We start from the raw sequence: 21,785 nt of genomic DNA, 5'->3' as shown, positions 1-21,785 counted from the left end.
CATGGATGTACGATGGCTCGCGGGGGCGATCCGAACTATCAGGGGTGGACCACATCGACCGGGGGAACCGCGGTGACTTCGTGCACCGTCGAATGGTGCTGACGTTGCCGCTGCTGATGGCGGGAGGCATGGCTTTGGCCCCAACACCGCGGGCGTCCGCCGAACCGCCTCGGACCTCGCCGCAAGCAAGCAGGTGGTCGCCCGAGCGCGCCAACCGCTGGTATCAGGCGCAAGGCTGGCCGGTCGGCGCGAACTACATCACCTCCAATGCCATTAATCAGCTGGAGATGTTCCAGCGCGAAACCTTCGACCCCAGGCGCATCGACACCGAACTGGGCTGGGCGCGGGTCAACGGGTTCAACGCGATCCGGGTCTTCCTGCACGACCAGCTCTGGGCGCAGGATCATCGCGGGTTTCAGGGCCGTCTGTCCCAGTTCGTCGACATCGCCGCCCGTCACGGGATCAAACCGCTGTTCGTTTTGTTCGATTCGTGCTGGGATCCGTTCCCCCAGGCGGGTCCACAGCGTGCGCCTCGGCCGGGCATCCACAACTCCGGCTGGGTGCAGAGCCCGGGCGCGGCGCGCCTGGACGATCGCGGCTACCTGCACACCATGCGCGGCTATGTCACCGGAGTACTGACGCAGTTCCGCGCTGACGATCGCATCCTGGGCTGGGACCTGTGGAACGAGCCCGACAACCCCGCGGACGCTTACGCCTCGGTCGAACGCAAAGACAAGGTGGACCTGGTCGCCCAGTTGCTGCCCCAGGTGTTCGAGTGGGCGCGGCTGGTTGATCCCTGCCAGCCGTTGACCAGTGGCGTCTGGCACGGCGAGTGGGCCGACGTGGGACGCCGCAGCGTCATCAGTGGCATCCAGCTCGACAACTCCGACATCATCACGTTCCACAACTATGGCGAGCCGGCGGAGTTCGAGAGACGCATCGCCGAGCTCGTCCCGTTGGGCCGCCCGATCCTGTGCACCGAGTACATGGCCCGCCCACTGGGCAGCACGGTGCAGGGCATCCTGCCGATCGCGAAGCGTGCCGGAGTCGGCGCGTTCAATTGGGGTCTGGTCGCCGGAAAGACGCAGACCTTCTTCCCCTGGGATTCCTGGGACCACCCGGACCCGGACCCGGCGATGCCGCAGGAGTGGTTTCACGACCTGCTGGGTCCGGACGGACGGCCATTCCGCGACGCCGAGATGCAGACGATCCTGGAGTTGAGCGACCTGGCGATGCACCTGCAGCCGCCGCCACCACCGGCCGGCTGAGGACGATCGGTCAGCGGCCGCCGTTACGGCTGGGCGCCTCACTGACCGTCCGATCCGCGGCGGGCGCGTCGCTTCGGTATGGCAGGCTATGGGTGCTCATCTCCCACCGTCCACCATGTTCACGGCCGCCGTGACGCGTCCGCAACGGAGCCGAAGAAGATGCCTGCAAAAGCGCCGCAGCCCTCGCGTTATCTCGAGGTCGAGCGCAAGTTCGACGTAGTGGAATCCACCGTGTCACCGTCGTTCGACGGGATCGCCGCGGTTGCCCACGTCGAGAAGTCGCCGGCGCACACCCTGGACGCGACGTACTTCGACACCCCCATCCACGATTTGGCGCGCAACAAGATCACACTGCGCCGCCGTACCGGTGGCTCGGACGCGGGCTGGCACCTGAAGCTGCCGGCCGGTCCGGACTCCCGAACCGAGGTCCGCCTCCCGCTGGACGCCTCGGGCGGAAACGATTCGGTGCCCAACGAGCTGACGGATGTGGTGCTGGCAATCGTCCGCGACCGTCCGATGCAGCCCGTCGCGCGCATCACCACCCGGCGCGAGAGCCAAGTGCTCTACGACGCCGCGGGCACCGCGCTGGCCGAGTTCAGCAACGACCATGTCACCGCGTGGTCGACCCGCGGATCCGACGACACCGACTCGGCGCCAACCGAACAGGAATGGCGGGAGTGGGAATTGGAGCTCCTCGAAGCGAGCGGGCTCGCCAACGGGACAGCCGGCGTTGAGCTGCTGAACCGATTGGGCAACCGGCTGTTGGACGCCGGCGCCGTACCGGCGGGTCACGGGTCCAAGCTGGCGCGCGTGCTCGGCGCCGCGCCGCCCGACGGCGCCCAGCCGTCCGAGGATCCGCTGCAGCGCGCGATCGCCGAGCAGGTTCGCGAGCTTGTGGTGTGGGATCGCGCCGTTCGTGCCGACGCCTACGACGCCATTCACCAGATGCGGGTGACCACCCGCAAGCTGCGCAGCCTGCTGCGCGACTACCAGGAGTCGTTCGCCCTGCCCGACGAGGGGTGGGTCATGGACGAGTTGCGGGAGCTCGCCGGAATCCTGGGTGTGGCCCGCGACGCCGAGGTGCTCGCCGAGCGATACGAGCGCGGTTTGGACGCGCTCGCACCGGAATTGGTGCGCGGACCGGTGCGCGAACGCCTGGTCGGGGGTGCCCAGCGGCGCTACCAGATCGGGCTGCGCCGGTCCTTGATCGCCATGCGGTCGCAGCGATACTTCCGCCTGCTGGACTCCCTCGATCTGATAGCGGCCGAGACCCCCGGCGCCGCCGTGGTCGACGAACAGGCCCCGGTAACCATCGACGCCGCGTATACGAAGGTACGCAAGGCTCAGAAGGCCGCCGCGCGGGTCGACCGAGAACACCCGGACGACCGGCACCAACGCGACGAGGCAATACATCGAATCCGTAAGCGCGCCAAGCGACTTCGCTATACCGCCGCCGCCACCGGCGCCGCCGGGGTGTCCGAAGAGGCCAAGGCGGTGCAGTCGCTGCTCGGTGACCATCAAGACAGCGTCGTCAGCCGCGAGCATCTGCGTCAGGAGGCCGAAGCCGCGCATGCCGCCGGCGAGGACACCTTCACCTACGGGCTGCTGTATCAGCGCGAGGCCGACTTGGCCGACCGGTGCCGCGACGAACTCGACGACGCCTTGCGCAAACTCGCCAAAGCGGTCCGCAAGGCGGGGCATTAGAAGGCGGACGAGTTGGCCTGTAAGCCGGATTCTGTTCCCCGCCGCCGCGCATAAGCAACGGCGGCGCGGCGGCGACCATCCATCTGGACACACCGTCACCGGGTGCCTCGAGCGGCCTACCCGCAGGCTCGGGCGAGCAGCCCTCGAACGCCTGCGCGGCCGCACCTTCCGGTGCGGCCTTCTTGGCCTTGCTTCGGGTGGGGTTTGCCTAGCCATCCCGGTCACCCGGGATGCTGGTGCGCTCTTACCGCACCGTTTCACCCTTACCACCGCGGGGGTGGCGGTCTGTTTTCTGTGGCACTTTCCCGCGAGTCACCTCGGATTGCCGTTAGCAATCACCCTGCTCTGTGAAGTCCGGACTTTCCTCGAACCGCTTGCGACGGTCCGCGGCCGCCCGGCCAACTCGTCCGCGACGAACCACGGTACTACCTGCGGGATGCCGGTGCCAGCAACAACCGCTTGCGCGGCTCTATGGTGGACCAGATGGACCAGTGGAAAAAGCGCGTCGACACAGGCGATTGGGACGCCATCGCCACCGCGGCCGACGAATACGGCGGCGCGCTGTTGCCGCGGCTGGTCACGCCCGCCGAAGCGGTCCGGCTGCGCAGGCTCTACGCCCACGACGACCTGTTTCGGTCGACCATCGACATGGCGCCCAAACGCTATGGCGCAGGCCAATACCGCTATTTCCGCGCGCCCTACCCCGAACCGATCGAACGGCTCAAACAGGCGCTCTACCCCCGGCTGCTGCCGATAGCGCGCGACTGGTGGGGCAAGCTCGGCCGGGAAGCACCTTGGCCGGACAGCCTCGACGACTGGCTGGCGACCTGTCACGCGGCCGGCCAGGGTAGATCGACCGCGCTGATGCTGAAATACGGTGCGGGCGACTGGAATGCGTTGCATCGCGATCTGTACGGTGAGTTGGTTTTCCCGCTCCAGGTGGTCATCAATCTGAGCAATCCCGACACCGACTACACCGGCGGCGAGTTCCTGCTCGTCGAACAACGGCTGCGGGCCCAATCCCGCGGCATGGCAACACAACTGCCGCAGGGACACGGGTATGTGTTCACCACCCGGGAACGACCGGTGCCCTCGGCCCGGGGTTGGTCCGCGGCGCCGGTGCGCCACGGCGTCTCGGTCGTTCGCTCCGGTGAGCGTTACGCCATGGGGCTGATTTTCCACGACGCGGCGTAGGGGGGCTAGCCGGATCGTCTCAGGATCATCACGTTGTCGGCCATGGTGCCGACTTCCCCATTCGGACCCACCATTTCTCGCTCGACGGCCTCGGTGCGCACCCGCGTCCAGCGCGACGCGTTCAGGTGCAGCGACGCGAGGACCTCCTCGATGTCTTCGAAATGGTGATCGTGATGTTCCGCCCACGGCGGGGGCGCTCCGTGGTCGACGATCAACAGCACACCGCCGCGATTCACGCGCTCGGCCGCCCGTTGCAGCACCCCGTCGCGCTCCAGTCGCGCCGGCGAGTGCAAGTACTGCGCGGACACCAGGTCGAAGGTCCCGTCGGGGAAGCTCTCGTTGAGGTCATGGCGCTGAAAGTCGATGTGGGCGAGCATGTTCCGAGCCGACGCAGCCTGGGTGGCGCGCTGCAACGCGGTGGCCGAGATGTAGACGGCCACCACTTCCCAGCCCTGCTCGGCCAGCCATAGCGCGTCGGCCCCCTCACCGCAGCCCAGGTCGAGGGCCCGGCCGACGGCAGATCGGTGGCCGCCTCGGCCAGGCGGGGATTGACCCGTCCGCTCCACACCCGCTCCGCCGAGCGGTAGCGCTCCTCCCAGAGCCGCTGGGCATCATCTGATTTGCATGAGTTCTCCACACCGCGAGCTTGCCCACCCGGCACGGCGTTTGCCAAGCTGAATTGCCATGCAGGCAAAAAGCACACCCGACATCGACCTCCTGGTGCGCCGGCGACTACGAGAACTGCGCGTGCAGCGCGGCCTCACGCTGCAGGAGGTGGGCGAGCGCGCCGGGATAGACGTCTCGACGCTCAGCCGCCTCGAATCCGGGAAGCGCCGGCTGGCACTGGATCACCTGCCGCGCCTGGCCCGGGCCCTGTCCGTCAGCACCGACGAGCTGTTGCAGGCGCCGCCGACGCCCGACCCGCGGGTGCGCGGGACCGCGCATACCCACCACGGCGTCACCTACTGGCCGCTCACCCGCCAGGGCCCCGCCGGGGGCCTGCACGCGTTCAAGGTCCGGGTCAGCGCGCGCCGCCGCACCCCACCCGCCGAGCTGCCGGTGCACGAGGGCCGGGACTGGATGTATGTGCTTTCGGGCCGGATGCGACTCATCCTGGGCGAACGCGACTTCACCATCGACCCGGGCCAAGCCGTCGAGTTCTCGACATGGACCCCGCACTGGTTCGGTGTGGTGGACGGGCCGGTGGAAGCCATCGTCATCTTCGGACCGCACGGCGAGCGGCTCCACCTGCATAGTTGACCCGTATTAGCCCATTGCCCAATAGGCGCGTCGGTGCCAGGCTGACCGCATGACAGAAGCCGAAAGTTTCGTCGATCAGACGCGGACGGGACTCGCGGAGCCGCAACCGATGTATAAGGCGCTGCGCGAAACCAGCCCCGTATTCCGGTCGCCGCAGGCGGTCGTTCTCAGCCGCCTGGCCGACATCGAGATGGCGCTCAAACACACCGAGCTGTTCTCGTCGAACATGGACGCGGTCGACCTGGGTAACGTGCGGCCGCTGATCCCGCTCCAAATCGATCCGCCCGAGCATGCGAAGTACCGGCGCATTCTCGATCCCCTCTTCACTCCGCGGGAGATGGCCCGACGCGAACCAGGCGTCACCGAGCTGGTCAACGAGATGATCGATCGCTTCGCCGACCGGGGCGAGTGCGACTTCCACACCGAGTTCGCGGTGCCGCTGCCCTGCACCGTCTTTCTGCAGCTGCTCGGCTTGCCGCTCGACGACCTCGACAAATTCCTGGTGTGGAAGGACGGCGTGATCCGCCCGGAGGGCGACTCCGGTTTCGACCGCCGCCACGAAAGCTCGGCGGGCATGGCCCAGCAAATCTACGAATACTTCGACCGGGCCATCGACGACCACATCGCCAGCCCCCGCGACGATGTGTTGTCCGCAATGATCGCGGCGAACTTCAAAGAAGACGCGGCCCAACCGCTGTCGCGCGACGAGCTGCTCGACATCTGCTTCCTGTTCCTCATCGCCGGACTGGACACGGTCACCGACTCGCTCGACTGCTTCTTCGTGTACCTGGCGCGCCACCCCCATCACCGTCGTCAACTTGTCGAGCGGCCCGACGTCCTGCCCGGTGCGGTCGAGGAGTTGTTGCGTTGGGAAACACCTGTGCCCGGCGTCGCCCGGGTCGCCATCCAGGACGTCGAGGTCGGCGGGTGTCCGATCAGCAAGGGCGAACGGGTCAGCCCATTGCTGGGGGCGGCCAACACCGACCCGGCCGAGTTCCCCGACCCGGAGCTGGTGGACTTCACCCGCAACCCCAACCGGCACCGGGCGTTCGGCGGCGGGCCGCACCGTTGCCTCGGCTCGCACCTGGCCCGCATGGAGCTGCGGGTGGCGCTGCGCGAATTCCACCGGCGGATACCGGATTACGAGATCAAGCCCGGCGCCGAGCTGTCCTACACCGCGGCGCTGCGCTCGGTCGAGTCGCTGCCGCTGGTCTTTCCGGTGTCATGACCCGCGTAGCCGTCGATCCCGACCGCTGCACCGGGCACGGACGCTGCTACACCCTGGCGCCCGACGTCTTTGACGCCGACGAGGTCGGACATTGCGTGGTGCTCGTCGACGAGGTGTCCGGCGAGCTGGAATCGCAGGCCGTCACCGCCGAACAGAACTGCCCCGAAAGTGCCATCACGCTGGGTCGTTGACGCGTGGGTCCGAGGCCAAACGTCGGCTGTGGCATCGCGCTAGAACACGCCGCGCCGGGGTAACCCCCGGGTATGGCCATGAACGTCGCTCACAAGCTGATCAGTTCACATCTGGAATCCGGGGAGATGTCGCCGGGAGAAGAGATCGCGATCCGCATCGATCAGACGCTGACCCAGGATGCGACCGGCACGCTGGTGATGCAGGAACTCGAGGCGCTCGGGCTGGATCGCGCCCGCACCGAGGTGAGCGTCCAGTACGTCGACCACAACCTGCTACAGGGCGACGAGAAGAACGCCGAGGATCACGAATACCTGCGCACCGCGGCGCAACGCTTCGGGCTGTGGTTCTCCAAACCGGGCAACGGAGTCTCGCACCCGACTCACATGCAGCGCTTCGGCATCCCCGGCAAGACGATGGTGGGCTCCGACTCCCACACTCCGGCGGCCGGATCGCTGGGCATGCTCGCGATCGGCGTCGGCGGCCTCGAGGTGGCGCTCGCGATTACCGGGCGGCCCCTGCACATCCGGATGCCCGAGGTATGGGGTGTGCGGCTCGACGGCGAGCTGCCCCAATGGTGTTCGGCCAAAGACGTGATCCTGGAGATGTTGCGCCGCCACGACGTCAAGGGCGGGGTGAACCGGATCATCGAGTATCACGGCCCCGGCCTGGCGACGCTGACGGCGATGGACCGCCACGTCATCGCCAACATGGGAGCCGAACTCGGCGCGACGACGACGGTGTTTCCCAGCGACGACGCCGTTCGCGAGTTTTTGCGCGCCGAGGAACGCGAGGACGACTGGATGGAGTTGCAGGCCGACGACGACGCGGGCTACGACGTCGAGGACACGATCGACCTGTCGCAGATCGAGCCGCTGATCGCCAAACCGTCGTCGCCGGGCAACGTGGTACCGGTTCGCGAGGTGGCCGGCGAGGAGATCGCCCAGGCGGTGATCGGTTCGAGCGCCAACCCCGGGCTGCGCGATTTCGCGATCGCGGCCGCGATGGTGGCGGGACGCCAGACGGCCCCGCAGGTCAGCTTCGACATCAACCCGACGTCGCGCGAGATCCTGGCCGATCTGACCAAGATGGGCGCGACGCTGGACTTGGTGGTGGCCGGGGCGCGCATCCACCAGGCGGGCTGCATGGGGTGCATCGGCATGGGCCAGGCGCCCGCGGTCGGTCGCAACTCGCTACGCACGATGCCCCGCAACTTCCCCGGCCGGTCTGGCACCAAGGAGGACGCGGTCTGGCTGTGCTCCCCCGAGACCGCGGCGGCATCGGCGCTGACGGGAGTGATCACCGATCCGCGGGACTGGGCCAAAGAGGAGCAGATGGAGTACCCGAAACTCGATCTGCCCGAGCACAACTCCGTCAACACCGCAATGCTGGTTCCTCCGCTCGACATCGAAGAGGCACAACGTGTCGAACCGGTGAAGGGGCCCAACATCTCCAGCCTGCCCGAGTTGTCGCCGCTGCCAGACGAACTCGAGGCTCCGGTGCTACTCAAGGTCGGCGACAACATCTCCACCGACGAGATCTCGCCGGCCGGCGTGCAGGCGCTTCCGCTTCGGTCCAACATCCCGAAGCTCGCAATGTTCAGCTTCACCCGGATCGACGACTCCTACCCCGAGCGGGCTCAACAGGCCGACGACAGCGGGCACGTCATCGTCGCCGGGGAGAACTACGGCCAAGGCTCCTCGCGCGAGCATGCCGCGATCGCACCGCGTTACCTCGGGTTGCGCGTTGTCATCGCCAAGTCCTTCGCGCGCATCCACTGGCAAAACCTGGCCAACTATGGAATTTTGGCGCTCGAGTTCGAAAACCCCGATGACTACGACTCGATCGACCAGGACGACACGCTGCGCTTCCAGAATCTGAACGCGATCGACAAAGACAATGTGCTGCAGGTCGACAATGCCGGCAAGGATTCATCATTCGCGGTGCGGCATCGACTCTCGCCACGACAGGTCAAGGACGTGTTGGCCGGCGGGCTGATCCCGCGACTCAACCAGGAGCAGGAGTGACGTCTACAGGTAGTCCGTCTGGTTCACCAACCGCACCGAAGACGCTCCGTCGGAATAGAACTCGGCGATGCTCAACGATGCCAGGTCGAGGTGCAGGCGGTACAGGATGCCGGGGCCGGCGTCCAGCGCCTCGCGGAGCAACATCTTGATCGGTGTCACGTGCGACACCACCAGCACCGTCGTGCCCTGCTGGGCGGCGACGATCCGGTCACGAAGCCGCGACACGCGCTCGGCCACCGCGTCGAAGCTCTCCCCGCCCGGGGGTGCGGTGCCGGTGTCGCGCAGCCAGCGACCATGCAGCTCGGGATCGCGCTCGGCCGCCTCGGCGAACGTCAGCCCCTCCCAGGAGCCGAAATCCGTCTCGATCAAGTCGTCGTCGACGGTCACGTCCAGGCCCAGTGCCTTGGCCGCCGCCGCCGCGGTGTCATAAGCCCGTTGCAGCGGCGAGGCGAACACCGCCGAAATCCCGCCCCGCTGCGCCAGATAGCGCGCAGCCGCGTCGGCCTGCCGCCGCCCCAGCTCGGTCAGCGCCGGGTTGCCGCGACCCGAATACCGGCGCTGCACCGACAACTCGGTCTGGCCGTGCCGCAGCAGCAGCAGTCGGGTCGGGGTGCCGCGCGCGCCGGTCCAGCCGGGCGCCGACGGGGCGGGTTCGGGTTTTGCCGCCGGGGCGGATTGTTGTGCCGGCTCGGGCTTTTGCGTCGCGTCGTCGACCTCGGCCGCGGCGTCCATCGCCTCGTTGGCCAACCGGTCGGCGTGCGTGTTGCGCTCCCGCGGAATCCACGAGTAGCTGATCCGCTCGAAGCGTCGCGCCCGGTTCCGGGCTTCGGCATGCAGCTCGACCAGGTCGGGGTGCTTGACCTTCCACCGACCCGACATCTGTTCCACCAGCAGCTTGGAATCCAGGTACACCGCGGCCTCGGTGGCGCCCAAATTCAGGGCGTCGTCCAAACCGGCTATCAGACCACGGTATTCGGCAACGTTGTTGGTTGCCCGGCCGATCGCCTGCTTGGCCTCCGCCAGCACGGTCGCTCGGTCCTGGGTCCATACCACCGCACCGTATCCGGCGGGCCCGGGGTTACCGCGTGACCCGCCGTCGGCCTCGATGACGACCTTCACTGGTCGAAACCCTTGACCCGCAACAGGATCGCGCCACATTCGGGGCAGCGCACCACATCGTCTTCGGCCGCCGCCGAGATGCGGGACAACTCGCCGCGGTCGATCTCGAGTCGGCAGGCCCCGCACCGGCGCCCGATCAGCTGTCCCGCGCCCGCGCCTCCCCCGGCGCGCTGGCGTTCGTACAGGGCGGCCAGCGCCGGATCCAGCTCGGCGCTCAGCGAGTCACGCCGCGAGGACTGCAGCTCGCGGGCCTCGCTGATCTCGGCGACCGCGGCGTCGAGAGCCTCGCGCGCGCCGGCCATCTCGGCCTCCAGTGACGTCAGCGTCTGCTGCTCACGGTCCAGCTCAGATTGCAGCTCCTCGCGACGTTCCATCACCTCCAGCAGCGAGTCCTCCAGGCTGGTTTGACGACGCTGCAGGGTCTCCAGCTCGTGCTGTAGATCCGACAGTTGCTTGGCGTCGGTCGCGCCCGACTGCAGCAGCGAGCGGTCGCGGTCTTCCCGCTTGCGCACCGCGTCGATCTCGGCCTCGAGCCGCGAGGCGTGGGCGTCGATGTCTTCCAAGGCGATGCGCAGCGTGGCCAGCCGGTCGCCCGCCGCTTCGACTTCCTTCTGCAACCGCTCGCAGGTCTCTTGTTCCGGCAGATGCGTGGCCCGGTGCGTGATCCGGGACAGCTCGGCATCCAATTTCGATAATTCCAGCAACGAACGCTGCTGTGCCACTTCGGCTTTCATGACCCGTCCCCCCCGGACTCGTTGTCAGCGTGCTCGACGTTCCACGGGTCGGTGCGAATCGAGCTCACTCGCACCGGGAGTTCCGCACCGAAACGCGACCGCAGCAACCCGGCGGCCTGTTCACACCAAGGGAATTCACTTGCCCAATGTGCCACATCGATCAGAGCCACATCGGAGGCGCGGCGATGTTCGTCGGCCGGATGGTGCCGCAGGTCGGCCGTGACATAGGCCTGCACACCGGCACCGGCCGCCGCGGCCAGCAACGAATCTCCGGCGCCACCGCAGACGGCGACCCGCGACACCGGCGTATCGGGGTCGCCCGCCGCTCGCACTCCCCAGGATGTCCGCGGCAACGCCGTCTGCACACGGGAGACGAAGTCGCGCAACGGTTCCGGGCGTGCCAGCGTCGCGATGCGGCCCAGCCCGGTGTCGCCGGGTGGGGGCACCAGCGCGAAGATGTCGAACGCGGGCTCCTCGTAGGGGTGGGCGGCGCGCATCGCCGCCAGCACCGCGGCCCGGGATCGCGCGGGCGCGACGACCTCGAACCGGTCTTCGGCCACCCGCTCGACCTTCCCGACGCTGCCCAGCGCGGGCGAGGCGCCTTCGTGCGGCAGGAACTGCCCGATGCCGCTGACGGTCCAGCTGCAGTGCGAATAGTCCCCGATGTGGCCGGCGCCGGCCGCAAACACCGCCTCCCGCACCGCTTCCGCGTTCTCGCCGGGCACGTAGACGACCCACTTGTCGAGGTCGGGCGCGCCCGTCGCCGGTTCGAGCACGGCCTCGACGGTCAGGCTCAGCGCCTCGGCCAGCGCATCGGAGACGCCCGGGCGAGCCGAATCGGCATTGGTGTGCGCGGTGAACAGAGAACGCCCCGTCTGGATCAACCGGTGCACCAGCGCGCCCTTGGGGGTGCTGGCCGCCACGGAGTCCACCCCGCGCAACAGCAGTGGGTGATGGGCCAACAGCAGGCTCGCCCGGGGAACCGCGTCGACGACGGCCGGCGTCGGGTCGACCGCGACGGTCACCGAGTGCAGCTCGTCGTCGGGGTCACCGCACACCAGCCCCACCGAATCCCACGATTCCGCGAGCCGCGGCGGGTAGGCCTCGTCGAGCACCGCGATGACCTCGGCCAGCTTCACGCTCACCGCTGCCCCCCGAGGTGTCCCGTCGCTTCCGAGATGGCTTGCACCAACCGCGGCCACTCGCTACGCACCGCCGCCCGCAGGTACCGCTCGTCCAAGCCGACGAACGTATCACAGCGGCGAACGGCAATTCCCCTGTCATGCAGACTTTTTCGGAGCCGGACCGCGTCCGGCGTGCGGAACAGCACGAACGGCGCCTGGCCGTCGACCACCTCGGCGCCCACCGACGCCAGGCCCGCCACCATCTGGGCGCGCAGCCGCGCCAATCGCGTCGCGCCGGCCGCCGCGGCGCTGACCGCCTGCCGACCGCAACACTGCGCGATGGCCGTCAGTTGCAGCGTGCCCACCGGCCAGTGCGCCCGCTGCACGGTCAGCCGCGCCAACACCTCGGGGGAACCGAGCGCGTAGCCCACCCGCAACCCGGCCAGTGCCCACGTCTTGGTCAGGCTGCGCAACACCAGCACGTCGGGCAGCGCGTCGCCGGCCAGCGACTGCGGCTCACCGGGAATCGAGTCGGCGAAGGCCTCGTCGACCACCAGGATCCGCCCGGGCCGGCGCAACGCCAGCAGTTGTTCGCGGGTGTGCAACACCGAGGTGGGGTTGGTCGGGTTACCCACCACGACGAGGTCGGCGTCGTCGGGGACGGCCGCACCGGCCAGGCCGAACGGCGGCTCCAGCACGACGTGGTGCACCGGCACCCCGGCCGCGGTCAGGGCGACGGCGGGCTCGGTGAACGCCGGCGCGATGATCGCCGCCCGGCGCGGACGCAGGTTGGCCAGCAGCGCGAAGGCCTCGGCCACGCCGGCCAGCGGCAGCACCTCGTCGCGGGTCCGGCCGTGCCGCTCGGCGGCCGCGTCCTGGGCCCGGTGGACGTCGTCGAGGCTCGGGTAGCGCGCCAGATCGGGCAGCCGCTCGGCCAGTCGTCGCAGCAGCCACTCCGGCGGGCGGCCGTGCCTGACGTTGACGGCGAAATCCAGCATCCCGGGCGCGACGGCCTGATCACCGTGGTAGCGCGCCGCAGGCGGGCTCAGGTTCAGACTCGCCATCCGTGAAACACTAGTGCGCCGGCCGGTCCGCCCGGCGATGCATCGGCAACACCGTCACACCCGGCCCCGCCCATCAAGGACAATGGTGAGGTGACAGGCACAAGGCCGGCCGAACGCGAGGCCCCCGGGGCGCAGCTGGTGATCTTCGATCTCGACGGCACGCTGACCGACTCCGCGGAGGGGATCGTCGCCAGCTTCCTGCATGCGCTCGACCACATCGGCGCCCCGGTGCCGCCCGGCGACCTCGTCGCGCAGATCGTCGGCCCGCCGATGGACGACACGTTCCGGGCGATGGAGCTCGGCGCCGACGCCGAGGAGGCCATCGCCGCGTTTCGCGCCGAATACGGCGCTCGGGGCTGGGCGATGAACGCGCTCTTCGACGGGATCGAGGCGCTGCTGGTGGATCTGCGCGCCGCCGGCGTCCGGCTGGCGGTCGCCACCTCGAAGCTGGAGCCCACGGCGCGGCGCATCCTCGCTCATTTCGGGCTCGACCAGCACTTCGAGGTCATCGCCGGCGCCAGCCCCGACGGTTCGCGCAAGACCAAGGTCGACGTGCTGGCCCATGCCCTGGCGCAGCTGCGGCCCCTGCCCGAGCGGGTGCGCATGGTCGGCGACCGCAGCCACGACGTGCACGGCGCGGCCGCGCACGGCATCGACACGGTGGTGGTCGGCTGGGGCTACGGCAAAGCCGATTTCCCCGACCGCGCAGCCGCGAGCGACGCCGCCGAATCCGGCGTGACGCACGCCTCGACCATCGACGAACTGCGGAGGGCACTGGGTGTCTAGTCGCGAGGCGCTGCACGTCACGTTCGTGTGCACCGGCAACATCTGCCGTTCGGTGATGGCCGAGAAGATGTTCGCCGACCAGCTGCGCCGGCGGGGCCTGGCCGACGCGGTGCGGGTGAGCAGCGCCGGCACCGGCAACTGGCATGTGGGCGAGCGCGCCGACGAGCGGGCGGCCGGCGTGCTGCGCGCCCACGGCTACGCGTGCGAGCACCGCGCCGCACAGGTCGACGCCGAGCACCTGGGCGCCGATCTGGTGGTGGCCCTGGACCGCAACCACGCCCGGATGCTGCGGCACCTGGGCGCGGACGAGGATCGCGTCCGGATGCTGCGGTCCTTCGACCCGCGCAGCGGCGCCCACACCCCCGACGTGGACGATCCCTACTACGGCGACACCGAAGACTTCGAACGCGTCTACGCCGTCATCGAGGCCGCGCTGCCCGGCCTGCACGACTGGGTCGACGAACGGCTCGCGCAGAACGGATCCCCTTGATGCGCCGGTTGCCCTTCCCGCTGCGCCCGGGCTGGATCGTGCTGGCGCTGGTGGTCCTCGCCTTCGCGTACCTGTGCTTCACGGTGCTCGCGCCCTGGCAGCTGGGCAAGCACAGCAGGACGTCGCAGGAGAACCGCCAGATCGAAGCTTCGCTGAACACCGCGCCGGTTCCGTTGAAAACGCTACTGCCGCAGCAGAATTCGGCGGCTCCCGGCGCGCAGTGGCGCCAGGTCACCGCAACCGGGCACTATCTGCCGGACGTGCAAGTGCTGGCCCGGTTGCGGGTGATCGACTCGAAGCCGGCGTTCGAGGTGCTGGCGCCGTTCGTCGTCGACGGCGGACCGACCGTCCTGGTCGACCGCGGCTATGTGCGTCCTTTGGAGGGGTCTCACGTCCCGCCGATACCCCGCCCGCCCGCGCAGACGGTGACCATCACGGCGCGGCTGCGCAACTCCGAGACCGCCGCGGCGAACAAGGATCCGTTCGTGGGCGACGGTGTGCAGCAGGTCTATTCGATCGACACCGAACAGGTCGCCGTGCTGACCAAGACCCCACTGGCCGGGTCCTACCTGCAACTGATCGACGGTCAGCCCGGTGGGCTCGGCGTGGTAGGCGTGCCGCAGCTGGACGCGGGCCCGTTCCTGTCCTACGGCATCCAGTGGATCGCGTTCGGCATCCTCGCACCCATCGGCTTGGGCTACTTCGCCTACTCGGAGATCCGCGCCCGGCGACAGGAGAAACAACCCCGGCCGGCGCCCGAGGCAGCGCCCACCCCCGAAGCGACCCAGGCGCCCGAGGCGCCGCAGTCCGTCGAGGCCAAACTCGCCGACCGCTACGGCCGCCGGCGGTAACCCGACAGATACGTCAACAGTCCGGCCAACACCGCGGCACCCGCTTGCACCAGCGACGACAGCGTCACGGCGCGCCGCAGGTCGGCCACCGTCGGCTCGCGGCCATCGCCGAGCGTGGGCCGGATCTGCAGTCCGTGCTGGTAGTGCGTGGGACCGCCCAGGCGCACGCCCAGCGCCCCGGCGAAGGCGGCCTCGACGACGCCGGCGTTGGGGCTGGGGTGACGGGCGGCATCGCGGCGCCAGGCCCGGGCCGCGCCCGCCGGTGATCCCCCGACCACCGGCGCCAGCAGCACCGTCAGCGACGCGGTCACCCGCGCGGCGAGGAAGTTGGCGGTGTCATCCAATCTCGCCGCGGCCCAACCGAACCGGAGATACCGCGGCGAGCGATAGCCGACCATCGAGTCCAGGGTGTTGATGCCGCGATATACCAGGACCGCGGGCAAGCCGCCGACCGCCGCGAACAGCAGCGGTGCCACTTGGGCGTCGGAGGTGTTCTCGGCGATCGATTCCAGCGACGCACGGGTCAGGCCCGCGCCGTTCAGCGACGCCGGGTCACGCCCGCACAACGACGGCAGCAGCGCACGCGCGGCCTCGACGTCGCCATGTCCCAGCCGCTCCGACATGTCCAGTCCGGTGCGGGCCAACGAGGTGCCACCCAGCGAGACCCAGGTGGCCGCGGCCGTCGCCGCGATCGGCCACACCCGGGCGCTCCGCGCGGCGGCCTGCTGCATCGCCAGGCCGAGCACGCCCACCGCCCCGATCAGCGCCCCGACATGGACCGCGCCGGCGATCCGGCTGTCGCGATAGGTCACCTTCTCCAGCGCGGCGGCGGTACGGCCGAACAGCGCGACGGGATGGCCCCGTCGCGGGTCGCCCAGCGCGCGGTCGGCCAAATAGCCGATCGCCACGCCCGCGACTCGAGCCTGCCTCGCAACCACCTCGGCAGCGTCTCACACCCTCGCGCCCCGCCTCGGCTAGGTGCTGACCGCCCAGGCGCGCCCATTATCAGGCGGATATAACGTCAGATCATTGATCGTGCCGATCCGGCGATGGTCTACTCGAAGGCATGAGGCCCAGCAGGCGAGGTCGGCGGTGAAGCGGCCCGCGACCCGCGTCGCCGACCTGCTGAACCCGGCGGCGTTGTTGTTGCCCGCCGCGAACGTCATCATGCAGTTGTCGTTGCCCGGCGTCGGCTATGGCGTGCTGGAAAGCCCGGTGGACAGCGGCAACGTCTACAAGCATCCCTTCAAGCGGGCCCGCACCACCGGCACCTATCTGGCGGTCGCGGCCATCGGGACCGAGTCCGACCGGGCGATGATCCGCGCCGCCGTCGACGGCGCGCACCGGCAAGTGCGATCGACGTCGTCAAGTCCGGTGTCCTACAACGCATTCGACCCGAAGCTGCAGCTGTGGGTGGCGGCCTGCCTGTACCGGTACTTCGTTGAGCAACACGAGTTCCTGTACGGCCCGCTGGACGACGCGACCGCCGACGCCGTCTATCAAGACGGCAAGCGGCTAGGCACCACGTTGCAGGTGCCCGAGAGCATGTGGCCGCCAGACCGGGCCGCCTTTGATGCGTACTGGAAGCGTTCGCTCGAAGAACTGCGCATCGACCCCCCGGTGCGCGAACATCTGCACGGGGTGGCTGCCATGGCGTTTCTGCCCTGGCCCTTGCGGGTGCTGGGGGGGCCGCTCAACCTGTTCGCGACGACTGGCTTTTTGGCTCCGCAGTTTCGGGCGATGATGCAGCTGGACTGGTCGCCGCGCCAGCAGCGCCGGTTCGAATGGCTGCTTTCGGCGCTGCGGCTGGCCGACCTGTTCATCCTCCATGACGCCTGGATCCTCCTGTATCGAATCTACCTGTGGGACATGCGGTTTCGCGCCCGGCGCGGCTGGCGGATCGTCTAGCGGGCACAGGGTCGTTTCGAGGGGAAAATCTTCCTCGTCAATAGGCGAGCCCGTACCGCGCAAAGCGGACTAGCGTGGCAAGGCATGACGTTTCCACCGCTCAACCACGTCGCGGTCACGGTGCGCGACATCGACATCAGCGGCCCGTGGTATCGCAACCTGCTCGGCGCCGACCCGATCCTCGACGAACACACCGATGCCGGATTTCACCATCAGGTGTGGATGCTCGACGGGGGCACGATATTCGGCATCCATCAGCACGACCGCGAGGCACCCGACGAAAAGTTCAGCGAACATCGCGTCGGTCTCGACCATGTCGGCTTCGGTTGCGCCAGCCGCGCCGAGCTGGAGAACTGGGTCACCCGGCTGGGTGAACTGGGCATCGAGCACGGCGGCATCGTGGATGCGCCGTACGGCTCCGGGCTGAGTTTCCGCGACCCCGACGGCATCGCCCTGGAGTTGTTCGCCCCACCCGGCTGATCGTCAGCGCACCGTCGCGAAGAACGCGCGCACGTCCTCGACGAACAGCTCCGGTTGTTCGAACGCAGCGAAATGCCCGCCCCGCGGCATGTCCGTCCAGTGGGTGATGTTGTAGACCGGCTCGCACCAGCTACGAGGCGCCTTGAGCAGCTCACCGGGGAAAGCCGCGACGCCCGTTGGCAATTCGACGCGATCCCCGCCGCCCCAGACCGCAAAGCTCTCCCAGTACAGGCGGGCCGAGGACGCGGCGGTGTTGGTCACCCAGTACACCATCACATTGTCGAGCAGCTCGTCGCGGCTGACCGCGTTCTCGGGATGCCCGTCGCAATCGGCCCAGTCCCAGAACTTTTCGACGATCCAGGCCAGCTGCCCCACAGGCGAATCAGCCAAGCCGTAGCCCAGTGTCTGCGGCCGGGTGGACTGTTGCTTGGAATAGCCGGTGCCCCACTTGCGGTGGTTGGCCAACCCAGCGAGCGCCCGTTGCTCCTCGTCGGTCGGGTTGGTCAGCGAGTCCTTGGTGGGCCGGCCGACCGGCATGTTCAGGTGGATCGCCAGGCAGTGGCCTCCCCTGTGGCTACTGTTGCGGCCGATCTGTGTCGTGACGGCGGCGCCCCAGTCGCCGCCCTGGGCGCCGTAGCGGTCGTACCCCAAGCGCAGCATGAGCGTTTCCCACGCCTCGGCAATCTTTTCCACGCCCCAGCCGGTCTCGGTGGGTTTTCCGGAGAACCCATATCCCGGAAGCGATGGACATACCACGTGGAAGGCGTCCTCGGCGCGGCCCGACGCGGGATTGGTCAACGGCTCGATCACCTTGTGGAACTCCACGATCGAACCCGGCCAGCCGTGCGTGATCACGAGCGGGAAGGCGTCGGCGTGCGGCGACCGCTGATGGATGAAATGGATGTCCAGGCCGTCGATTTCGGTGGTGAACTGATCGAAACGGTTGAGCGCGGCCTCCCGCGCTCGCCAATCGTAGTGGTTGGCCCAGTAGTCGGCCAGCTCGCGGGTGTAGGCCAACGGCACGCCCTGGCTCCAGTCGTCCACGCATTCGGCCTCCGGCCAACGCGTACGGGCCAGCCGCGATCGCAGATCGTCGAGAACGTCGTCAGGAACCTCGATGCGGAACGGTTTCACGCGTTCATAGTGCCTGCGGCCGCGTGACCGGCGGCACGCACCCCGGCGCCGTCAGAGCGCTCGCAGGCCGCTGAGGGTCCGGCCGATCAGTTCACGTCGTTCGTCGATCGACATCGAGTCACCGAGGGGTGCGTGCACCCTCAGATAGCCCTGTGTCACCAGTTCGCCGACCAGGAACCGCGTCGCACCGAGCGGCAGGGACAGCCGAGCGGCGATCTCTGCGACCGAGGGACTCTGCACGCAATAGGTCAGGATCTGGCCCCGCACATCGTTTCTCGGCCAGCGCGGCGGCTTCGCTGTGGTGTCGAGCGCTTCGACCGGAGCCTCGAGTGCGAGTTCGACACCGGCGTCGGTGCGGCCTCCCGTCAGCGCGTACGGCCGGACCAGGCTCGGCTCGTTCGCGGTCTCTGATTCCGTGCCTTTGTCCTCCGACTGCCGAGGCGCGTCGGAATGCTTCCCCCCGGCATGCGGCGAACTATGGGCACCCATGTGGTGCTGCAGGAACCACAAGGTCTGGTCGGCATGCACCGATGCCCGCAGCTCGCTGGAGACCACCTTGAGCACGGTCCGATCGGTGTCGATGACGAACGTGGTCCGTCTGACCGGGAGCAACCGGGCCAGCAGGCCACGGCGCCGGGTGTGCCGGCCGCGCCGGGCCTCGTCACGCGCGGCGACGGATCTACGCAGCTTGGCGAACCTGCCTCGGCGCACCCCGAACAGCTCGGACACCACGCCGTCCGCGTCGGAGAGCAGCGGATAGTCGAACGAGCGCTGTTGGGCGAAGTGGGCCTGCCTGTCGACGGTGTCGGTGCTGATACCCACCCGCTGGGCGCCCACCGTCACGAATTCGTTGCTGAGGTCCCGAAAATGACAGGCCTGGGCCGTACAGATCGGTGATGATGCGAGTGGGAAGAAGAACAGCACAACCGGCCCTTCGGCAAGGAGCGCGGACAGCGCCCGGGGCCGACCGGTGTGATCAAACAAAGTGAAGTCAGGCGCCTTCTCGCCCGCGATCATCGGCAAAGACTAACGCCGGGGCGCTTTGCGCGAAGCACACTCGGATAATTCGGTCTGTCAACCGGAGGTTGCCGATTGTTACAAATTGTTTCGTCGGCCACGAACCGCCCAGCGCATCTGGGACGATTTCGAATTTATGAAGCTCGTTCTGATGATTTCCGGCGTGGCGGCCGTCATTGGCTTGGCGGTGCCCGCGCACGCCGATGACACCGACGACGCGTTCCTCGCGTCGCTCAATTCGGCCGGCTTCACCTATAACGATCCGGCGCAGGTCATCCAGGCCGCCCACTATGTGTGCTCGGCGGCTGGGGGCGGCACGGCGATGGCGGATATCGCCAAGGCGATGACGTCGAAGGCGGCCGCACTGACCGAAGAGAAAGCGGAGAAATTCACCGCGATCGCGGCCAGCGCCTACTGTCCGGACGCGATCTCGTCGACCACCACGACGACGGCCGCCAGTTCGTAAGCGAGCGATTCGGCGCGGTCACGCCGCCGCGCGCAAATGTCGGTGGGCGCGGACGGTATCGAACCGCCGACCGCTGGTGTGTAAAACCAGAGCTCTACCACTGAGCTACGCGCCCGTTGCCCCGGGCAGGCTACCCGTCCGAAGGCCAAGTTCCCAAAATTTCCAGCCCCGCTCAGCCCCGCAGTGCGGCCAGGGCATCGGTCCAGAGCCGCTGATCGCGGGACTCGCCGGGCTGTTTCATCTCGGCGAAGCGGATGATCCCGGACCGATCGACGACGAACGTCCCGCGGTTGGAGTAACCGGCGTCCTCGTTGAACACGCCATAGCTCTGGCTGACCGCGCCATGGGGCCAGAAGTCCGACAACACCGGGAAGGTGAAACCGCTGTCCAGCGACCAGACCCGGTGGGTCGGCGGAGGTCCCACCGAGATCGCCAGCGCCGCGCTGTCGTCGTTTTCGAAATCGGGCAGGTGGTCGCGCAACAGGTCCAGCTCGCCCTGGCAAATCCCGGTGAATGCCAGCGGGAAGAACACCAGCAGTACGTTCTTGGCGTCCCGATAGGAGCTCAGCGTGACGCGTTGTTGATTCTGGTCGCGCAAGGTGAAATCCGGGGCGGCTGTGCCGACGGGCAGCATCAACGCTTCCCGGCACGGGATTTGGGCTGCACCAGCCGGCTGGCGCTCCAGTCCCCCAGGTTGACCGACGAGGTCGGCATCAAACCGGCGGTGGGCGCGGCCTCAGCGATTTCGGCCGGCAACACATGCCCGGGCTTGCCGGTTTTGGGCGTCAGCACCCAGATCACGCCGTCCTCGGCCAGCGGGCCGATCGCATCCATCAGGGTGTCCACCAGGTCGCCGTCACCGTCTCGCCACCACAGCAGAACGACGTCGACTACCTCGTCGGTGTCTTCGTCGAGCAAGTCGCTGCCGCAGGCCTCCTCGACCGCGGCGCGGATCTCGTCATCGGTGTCTTCATCCCAGCCCCACTCCTGGACAACTTGGTCGGGTTGGATGCCCAATTTGCGAGCGTAGCTCGGGGCGTGATCCGCCGCGACCACCGTGGAGCCTCCTTAATGTCCGCACGCGATGCGATTGAGGATTATCGTCGCACAGCCAGAACCCGGTCCATACTTCCGCACCATCACGTTGCCAGACACAGTTTCACCGCGTTCTTCTTCGTGTCGTTGAGCTGGTCGACCCGTTTGTTGAATTCGCCGGTTCCCGCGTGCGTCCCGATGGCGTTGGCCACCGCGCGCGCGGCGTCGATGTAGGCGTTGAAGGCGTCCTTTATCTGCTGCGACATCGCATCGCTGAAGCTATTGCCCACCGTGGTGGCGCTGTCGTTGAGGGCGTCGATGGCCGGGCCTTCGGTCGGGCCGGTGCCGCGGCCGGCGTTGAACGCCTTCACGAACTCGTTGGTCTTGTCGATCGCGTTCTTGCTGGTGGTGATCAGCGTGGCGCAGGCGGTGCGCACGGCCTTGGTGGTCAGCGATTGCTGCCGCTGTGACTCCCGCACGCTCGAGGTCACCGACGACGCCGACACCGACGCGGACACCGACTGCCGGTAGGCCGGCGCCACCTTGGTGTCGGGCGTGGCCGTGCCGTTGGTGACGGAGGTGCACCCGACGATGCCCATCAGGGCCACGGCCACACATCCCAGCGCCAAGGCCCCGCGCTGGGGCAAAGCCTTCACCTGCGTCTGAGGGACGGCACCCCACCGGATGAGCACACGGCTGACGTTACC

At 68.3% G+C, this 21,785-nt stretch carries 23 protein-coding genes, 1 tRNA gene, 1 other RNA gene and 1 pseudogene; 13 read left to right on the top strand and 13 right to left on the bottom strand.

All coding sequences use genetic code 11. The annotated features are described in order from the left end of the window. Nucleotides 1-80 precede the first annotated feature (80 nt). Both AC5Y4T_RS04505 and AC5Y4T_RS04500 read left to right on the top strand, forming a co-directional pair. Entirely contained in the window at nt 81-1,268 is a 1,188-nt protein-coding gene (locus AC5Y4T_RS04505) for a glycoside hydrolase 5 family protein (protein ID WP_499952336.1), read from the top strand. A gap of 159 nt (nt 1,269-1,427) precedes the next feature. Further along, nucleotides 1,428-2,972 (top strand): CYTH and CHAD domain-containing protein, encoded by a 1,545-nt coding sequence (locus AC5Y4T_RS04500; RefSeq protein WP_499952293.1) that lies wholly within the window; start codon nt 1,428-1,430, stop codon nt 2,970-2,972. A gap of 4 nt (nt 2,973-2,976) precedes the next feature. On the opposite strand, the gene rnpB is transcribed toward AC5Y4T_RS04500, so the two are convergent. After that, an RNA gene (rnpB, locus tag AC5Y4T_RS04495) (RNase P RNA component class A) lies at nt 2,977-3,378 on the bottom strand. A gap of 77 nt (nt 3,379-3,455) precedes the next feature. Between rnpB and AC5Y4T_RS04490 the strand changes: the two genes are divergently transcribed. Continuing rightward, a complete protein-coding gene (locus tag AC5Y4T_RS04490; RefSeq protein ID WP_499952292.1) occupies nt 3,456-4,166 on the top strand; it encodes a 2OG-Fe(II) oxygenase in 711 nt (236 codons plus the stop codon). 5 nt (nt 4,167-4,171) lie between these two features. Here the strand turns inward: AC5Y4T_RS04490 and AC5Y4T_RS04485 are convergent. Beyond that, nucleotides 4,172-4,803: pseudogene (locus AC5Y4T_RS04485) on the bottom strand (class I SAM-dependent methyltransferase). Between the two features lie 47 nt (nt 4,804-4,850). Here AC5Y4T_RS04485 and AC5Y4T_RS04480 point away from each other — a divergent pair. The 4 genes from AC5Y4T_RS04480 to AC5Y4T_RS04465 all read left to right on the top strand — a co-directional run bounded on the left by AC5Y4T_RS04480 (nt 4,851) and on the right by AC5Y4T_RS04465 (nt 8,870). After that, complete coding sequence (locus AC5Y4T_RS04480; RefSeq protein ID WP_499952291.1) at nt 4,851-5,426, top strand: helix-turn-helix domain-containing protein; 576 nt, start codon at nt 4,851-4,853, stop codon at nt 5,424-5,426. 49 nt (nt 5,427-5,475) lie between these two features. Then, nucleotides 5,476-6,654 carry a cytochrome P450 gene (locus AC5Y4T_RS04475; protein ID WP_499915873.1) on the top strand — a complete coding sequence of 393 codons (1,179 nt, stop codon included), beginning with the start codon at nt 5,476-5,478 and terminating at the stop codon, nt 6,652-6,654. Then, entirely contained in the window at nt 6,651-6,845 is a 195-nt protein-coding gene (locus tag AC5Y4T_RS04470) for a ferredoxin (protein ID WP_499915871.1), read from the top strand. Before AC5Y4T_RS04475 ends, AC5Y4T_RS04470 begins: the two co-directional genes overlap by 4 nt. A gap of 72 nt (nt 6,846-6,917) precedes the next feature. Continuing rightward, nucleotides 6,918-8,870, top strand: a complete 1,953-nt coding sequence (locus tag AC5Y4T_RS04465; protein WP_499915869.1) for an aconitate hydratase — start codon at nt 6,918-6,920, stop codon at nt 8,868-8,870. Nucleotides 8,871-8,873: 3 nt separating this feature from the next. Here the strand turns inward: AC5Y4T_RS04465 and AC5Y4T_RS04460 are convergent, their stop codons facing one another. Genes AC5Y4T_RS04460 through cobC form a run of 4 tightly spaced genes read right to left on the bottom strand, consistent with a single transcriptional unit; the run spans nt 8,874 to nt 12,911 of the window. After that, on the bottom strand, nt 8,874-9,989 hold the full coding sequence (locus tag AC5Y4T_RS04460) for a bifunctional RNase H/acid phosphatase (RefSeq protein WP_499915868.1): 1,116 nt from the start codon (nt 9,987-9,989) through the stop codon (nt 8,874-8,876). Then, nucleotides 9,986-10,723, bottom strand: coding sequence for a zinc ribbon domain-containing protein (locus tag AC5Y4T_RS04455; protein ID WP_499915866.1), 738 nt, complete (start codon nt 10,721-10,723; stop codon nt 9,986-9,988). The genes AC5Y4T_RS04460 and AC5Y4T_RS04455 overlap by 4 nt, the downstream gene beginning before the upstream one ends. Next, a complete protein-coding gene (locus AC5Y4T_RS04450) occupies nt 10,720-11,868 on the bottom strand; it encodes a Nif3-like dinuclear metal center hexameric protein (RefSeq protein WP_499915864.1) in 1,149 nt (382 codons plus the stop codon). Before AC5Y4T_RS04450 ends, AC5Y4T_RS04455 begins: the two co-directional genes overlap by 4 nt. Then, nucleotides 11,865-12,911, bottom strand: coding sequence for an Rv2231c family histidinol phosphate aminotransferase CobC (gene cobC / locus AC5Y4T_RS04445; protein WP_499915862.1), 1,047 nt, complete (start codon nt 12,909-12,911; stop codon nt 11,865-11,867). Before cobC ends, AC5Y4T_RS04450 begins: the two co-directional genes overlap by 4 nt. Nucleotides 12,912-13,001: 90 nt before the next feature. Between cobC and AC5Y4T_RS04440 the strand changes: the two genes are divergently transcribed. From AC5Y4T_RS04440 to AC5Y4T_RS04430, 3 genes are read left to right on the top strand one after another with little or no spacing between them, the layout of a single operon-like run. Then, a complete protein-coding gene (locus AC5Y4T_RS04440) occupies nt 13,002-13,697 on the top strand; it encodes an HAD-IA family hydrolase (RefSeq protein ID WP_499915860.1) in 696 nt (231 codons plus the stop codon). Next, nucleotides 13,690-14,187, top strand: a complete 498-nt coding sequence (locus tag AC5Y4T_RS04435; protein WP_499915858.1) for a low molecular weight protein-tyrosine-phosphatase — start codon at nt 13,690-13,692, stop codon at nt 14,185-14,187. Before AC5Y4T_RS04440 ends, AC5Y4T_RS04435 begins: the two co-directional genes overlap by 8 nt. Continuing rightward, the gene (locus tag AC5Y4T_RS04430; RefSeq protein WP_499915856.1) at nt 14,187-15,038 is read left to right on the top strand and encodes an SURF1 family cytochrome oxidase biogenesis protein; all 852 of its coding nucleotides are present in this window, start codon (nt 14,187-14,189) and stop codon (nt 15,036-15,038) included. Before AC5Y4T_RS04435 ends, AC5Y4T_RS04430 begins: the two co-directional genes overlap by 1 nt. On the opposite strand, the gene AC5Y4T_RS04425 is transcribed toward AC5Y4T_RS04430, so the two are convergent. Next, nucleotides 15,020-15,976: a cobalamin biosynthesis protein gene (locus tag AC5Y4T_RS04425; protein WP_499915854.1), complete on the bottom strand. Its 957-nt coding sequence runs from the start codon at nt 15,974-15,976 to the stop codon at nt 15,020-15,022. The two genes, AC5Y4T_RS04430 and AC5Y4T_RS04425, sit on opposite strands and share 19 nt — an antisense overlap. Before the next feature lie 154 nt (nt 15,977-16,130). Between AC5Y4T_RS04425 and AC5Y4T_RS04420 the strand changes: the two genes are divergently transcribed. Both AC5Y4T_RS04420 and AC5Y4T_RS04415 read left to right on the top strand, forming a co-directional pair. Next, on the top strand, nt 16,131-16,946 hold the full coding sequence (locus AC5Y4T_RS04420) for an oxygenase MpaB family protein (RefSeq protein WP_499915853.1): 816 nt from the start codon (nt 16,131-16,133) through the stop codon (nt 16,944-16,946). 84 nt (nt 16,947-17,030) lie between these two features. Next, the gene (locus tag AC5Y4T_RS04415; protein ID WP_499915851.1) at nt 17,031-17,426 is read left to right on the top strand and encodes a VOC family protein; all 396 of its coding nucleotides are present in this window, start codon (nt 17,031-17,033) and stop codon (nt 17,424-17,426) included. A 3-nt stretch (nt 17,427-17,429) separates the two neighbouring features. Here the strand turns inward: AC5Y4T_RS04415 and AC5Y4T_RS04410 are convergent, their stop codons facing one another. Continuing rightward, the gene (locus AC5Y4T_RS04410; protein ID WP_499915849.1) at nt 17,430-18,560 is read right to left on the bottom strand and encodes an epoxide hydrolase family protein; all 1,131 of its coding nucleotides are present in this window, start codon (nt 18,558-18,560) and stop codon (nt 17,430-17,432) included. A 51-nt stretch (nt 18,561-18,611) separates the two neighbouring features. Continuing rightward, nucleotides 18,612-19,577 carry a redoxin domain-containing protein gene (locus AC5Y4T_RS04405; RefSeq protein WP_499915847.1) on the bottom strand — a complete coding sequence of 322 codons (966 nt, stop codon included), beginning with the start codon at nt 19,575-19,577 and terminating at the stop codon, nt 18,612-18,614. Between the two features lie 25 nt (nt 19,578-19,602). On the opposite strand from AC5Y4T_RS04405, the gene AC5Y4T_RS04400 reads away from it, so the two are divergent. Further along, nucleotides 19,603-20,043 carry a DUF732 domain-containing protein gene (locus AC5Y4T_RS04400; RefSeq protein ID WP_499952290.1) on the top strand — a complete coding sequence of 147 codons (441 nt, stop codon included), beginning with the start codon at nt 19,603-19,605 and terminating at the stop codon, nt 20,041-20,043. A gap of 43 nt (nt 20,044-20,086) precedes the next feature. On the opposite strand, the gene AC5Y4T_RS04395 is transcribed toward AC5Y4T_RS04400, so the two are convergent. From AC5Y4T_RS04395 to AC5Y4T_RS04380, 4 genes are all read right to left on the bottom strand, one after another. Next, a tRNA-Val gene (locus tag AC5Y4T_RS04395) sits at nt 20,087-20,158 on the bottom strand. A 57-nt stretch (nt 20,159-20,215) separates the two neighbouring features. Next, nucleotides 20,216-20,677 (bottom strand): peroxiredoxin, encoded by a 462-nt coding sequence (locus tag AC5Y4T_RS04390; RefSeq protein WP_499915843.1) that lies wholly within the window; start codon nt 20,675-20,677, stop codon nt 20,216-20,218. Next, nucleotides 20,677-21,099 carry a DUF3052 domain-containing protein gene (locus AC5Y4T_RS04385; protein ID WP_499915841.1) on the bottom strand — a complete coding sequence of 141 codons (423 nt, stop codon included), beginning with the start codon at nt 21,097-21,099 and terminating at the stop codon, nt 20,677-20,679. The genes AC5Y4T_RS04390 and AC5Y4T_RS04385 overlap by 1 nt, the downstream gene beginning before the upstream one ends. A gap of 83 nt (nt 21,100-21,182) precedes the next feature. Then, the gene (locus tag AC5Y4T_RS04380) at nt 21,183-21,770 is read right to left on the bottom strand and encodes an Rv2240c family protein (RefSeq protein WP_499915839.1); all 588 of its coding nucleotides are present in this window, start codon (nt 21,768-21,770) and stop codon (nt 21,183-21,185) included. Between the last annotated feature and the right edge of the window lie 15 nt (nt 21,771-21,785).

This window comes from Mycobacterium sp. NGS11, from assembly GCF_059813315.1.
Note: the sequence above shows the minus strand (reverse complement) of the source record. Positions and strands in the feature narration are given on the sequence as shown.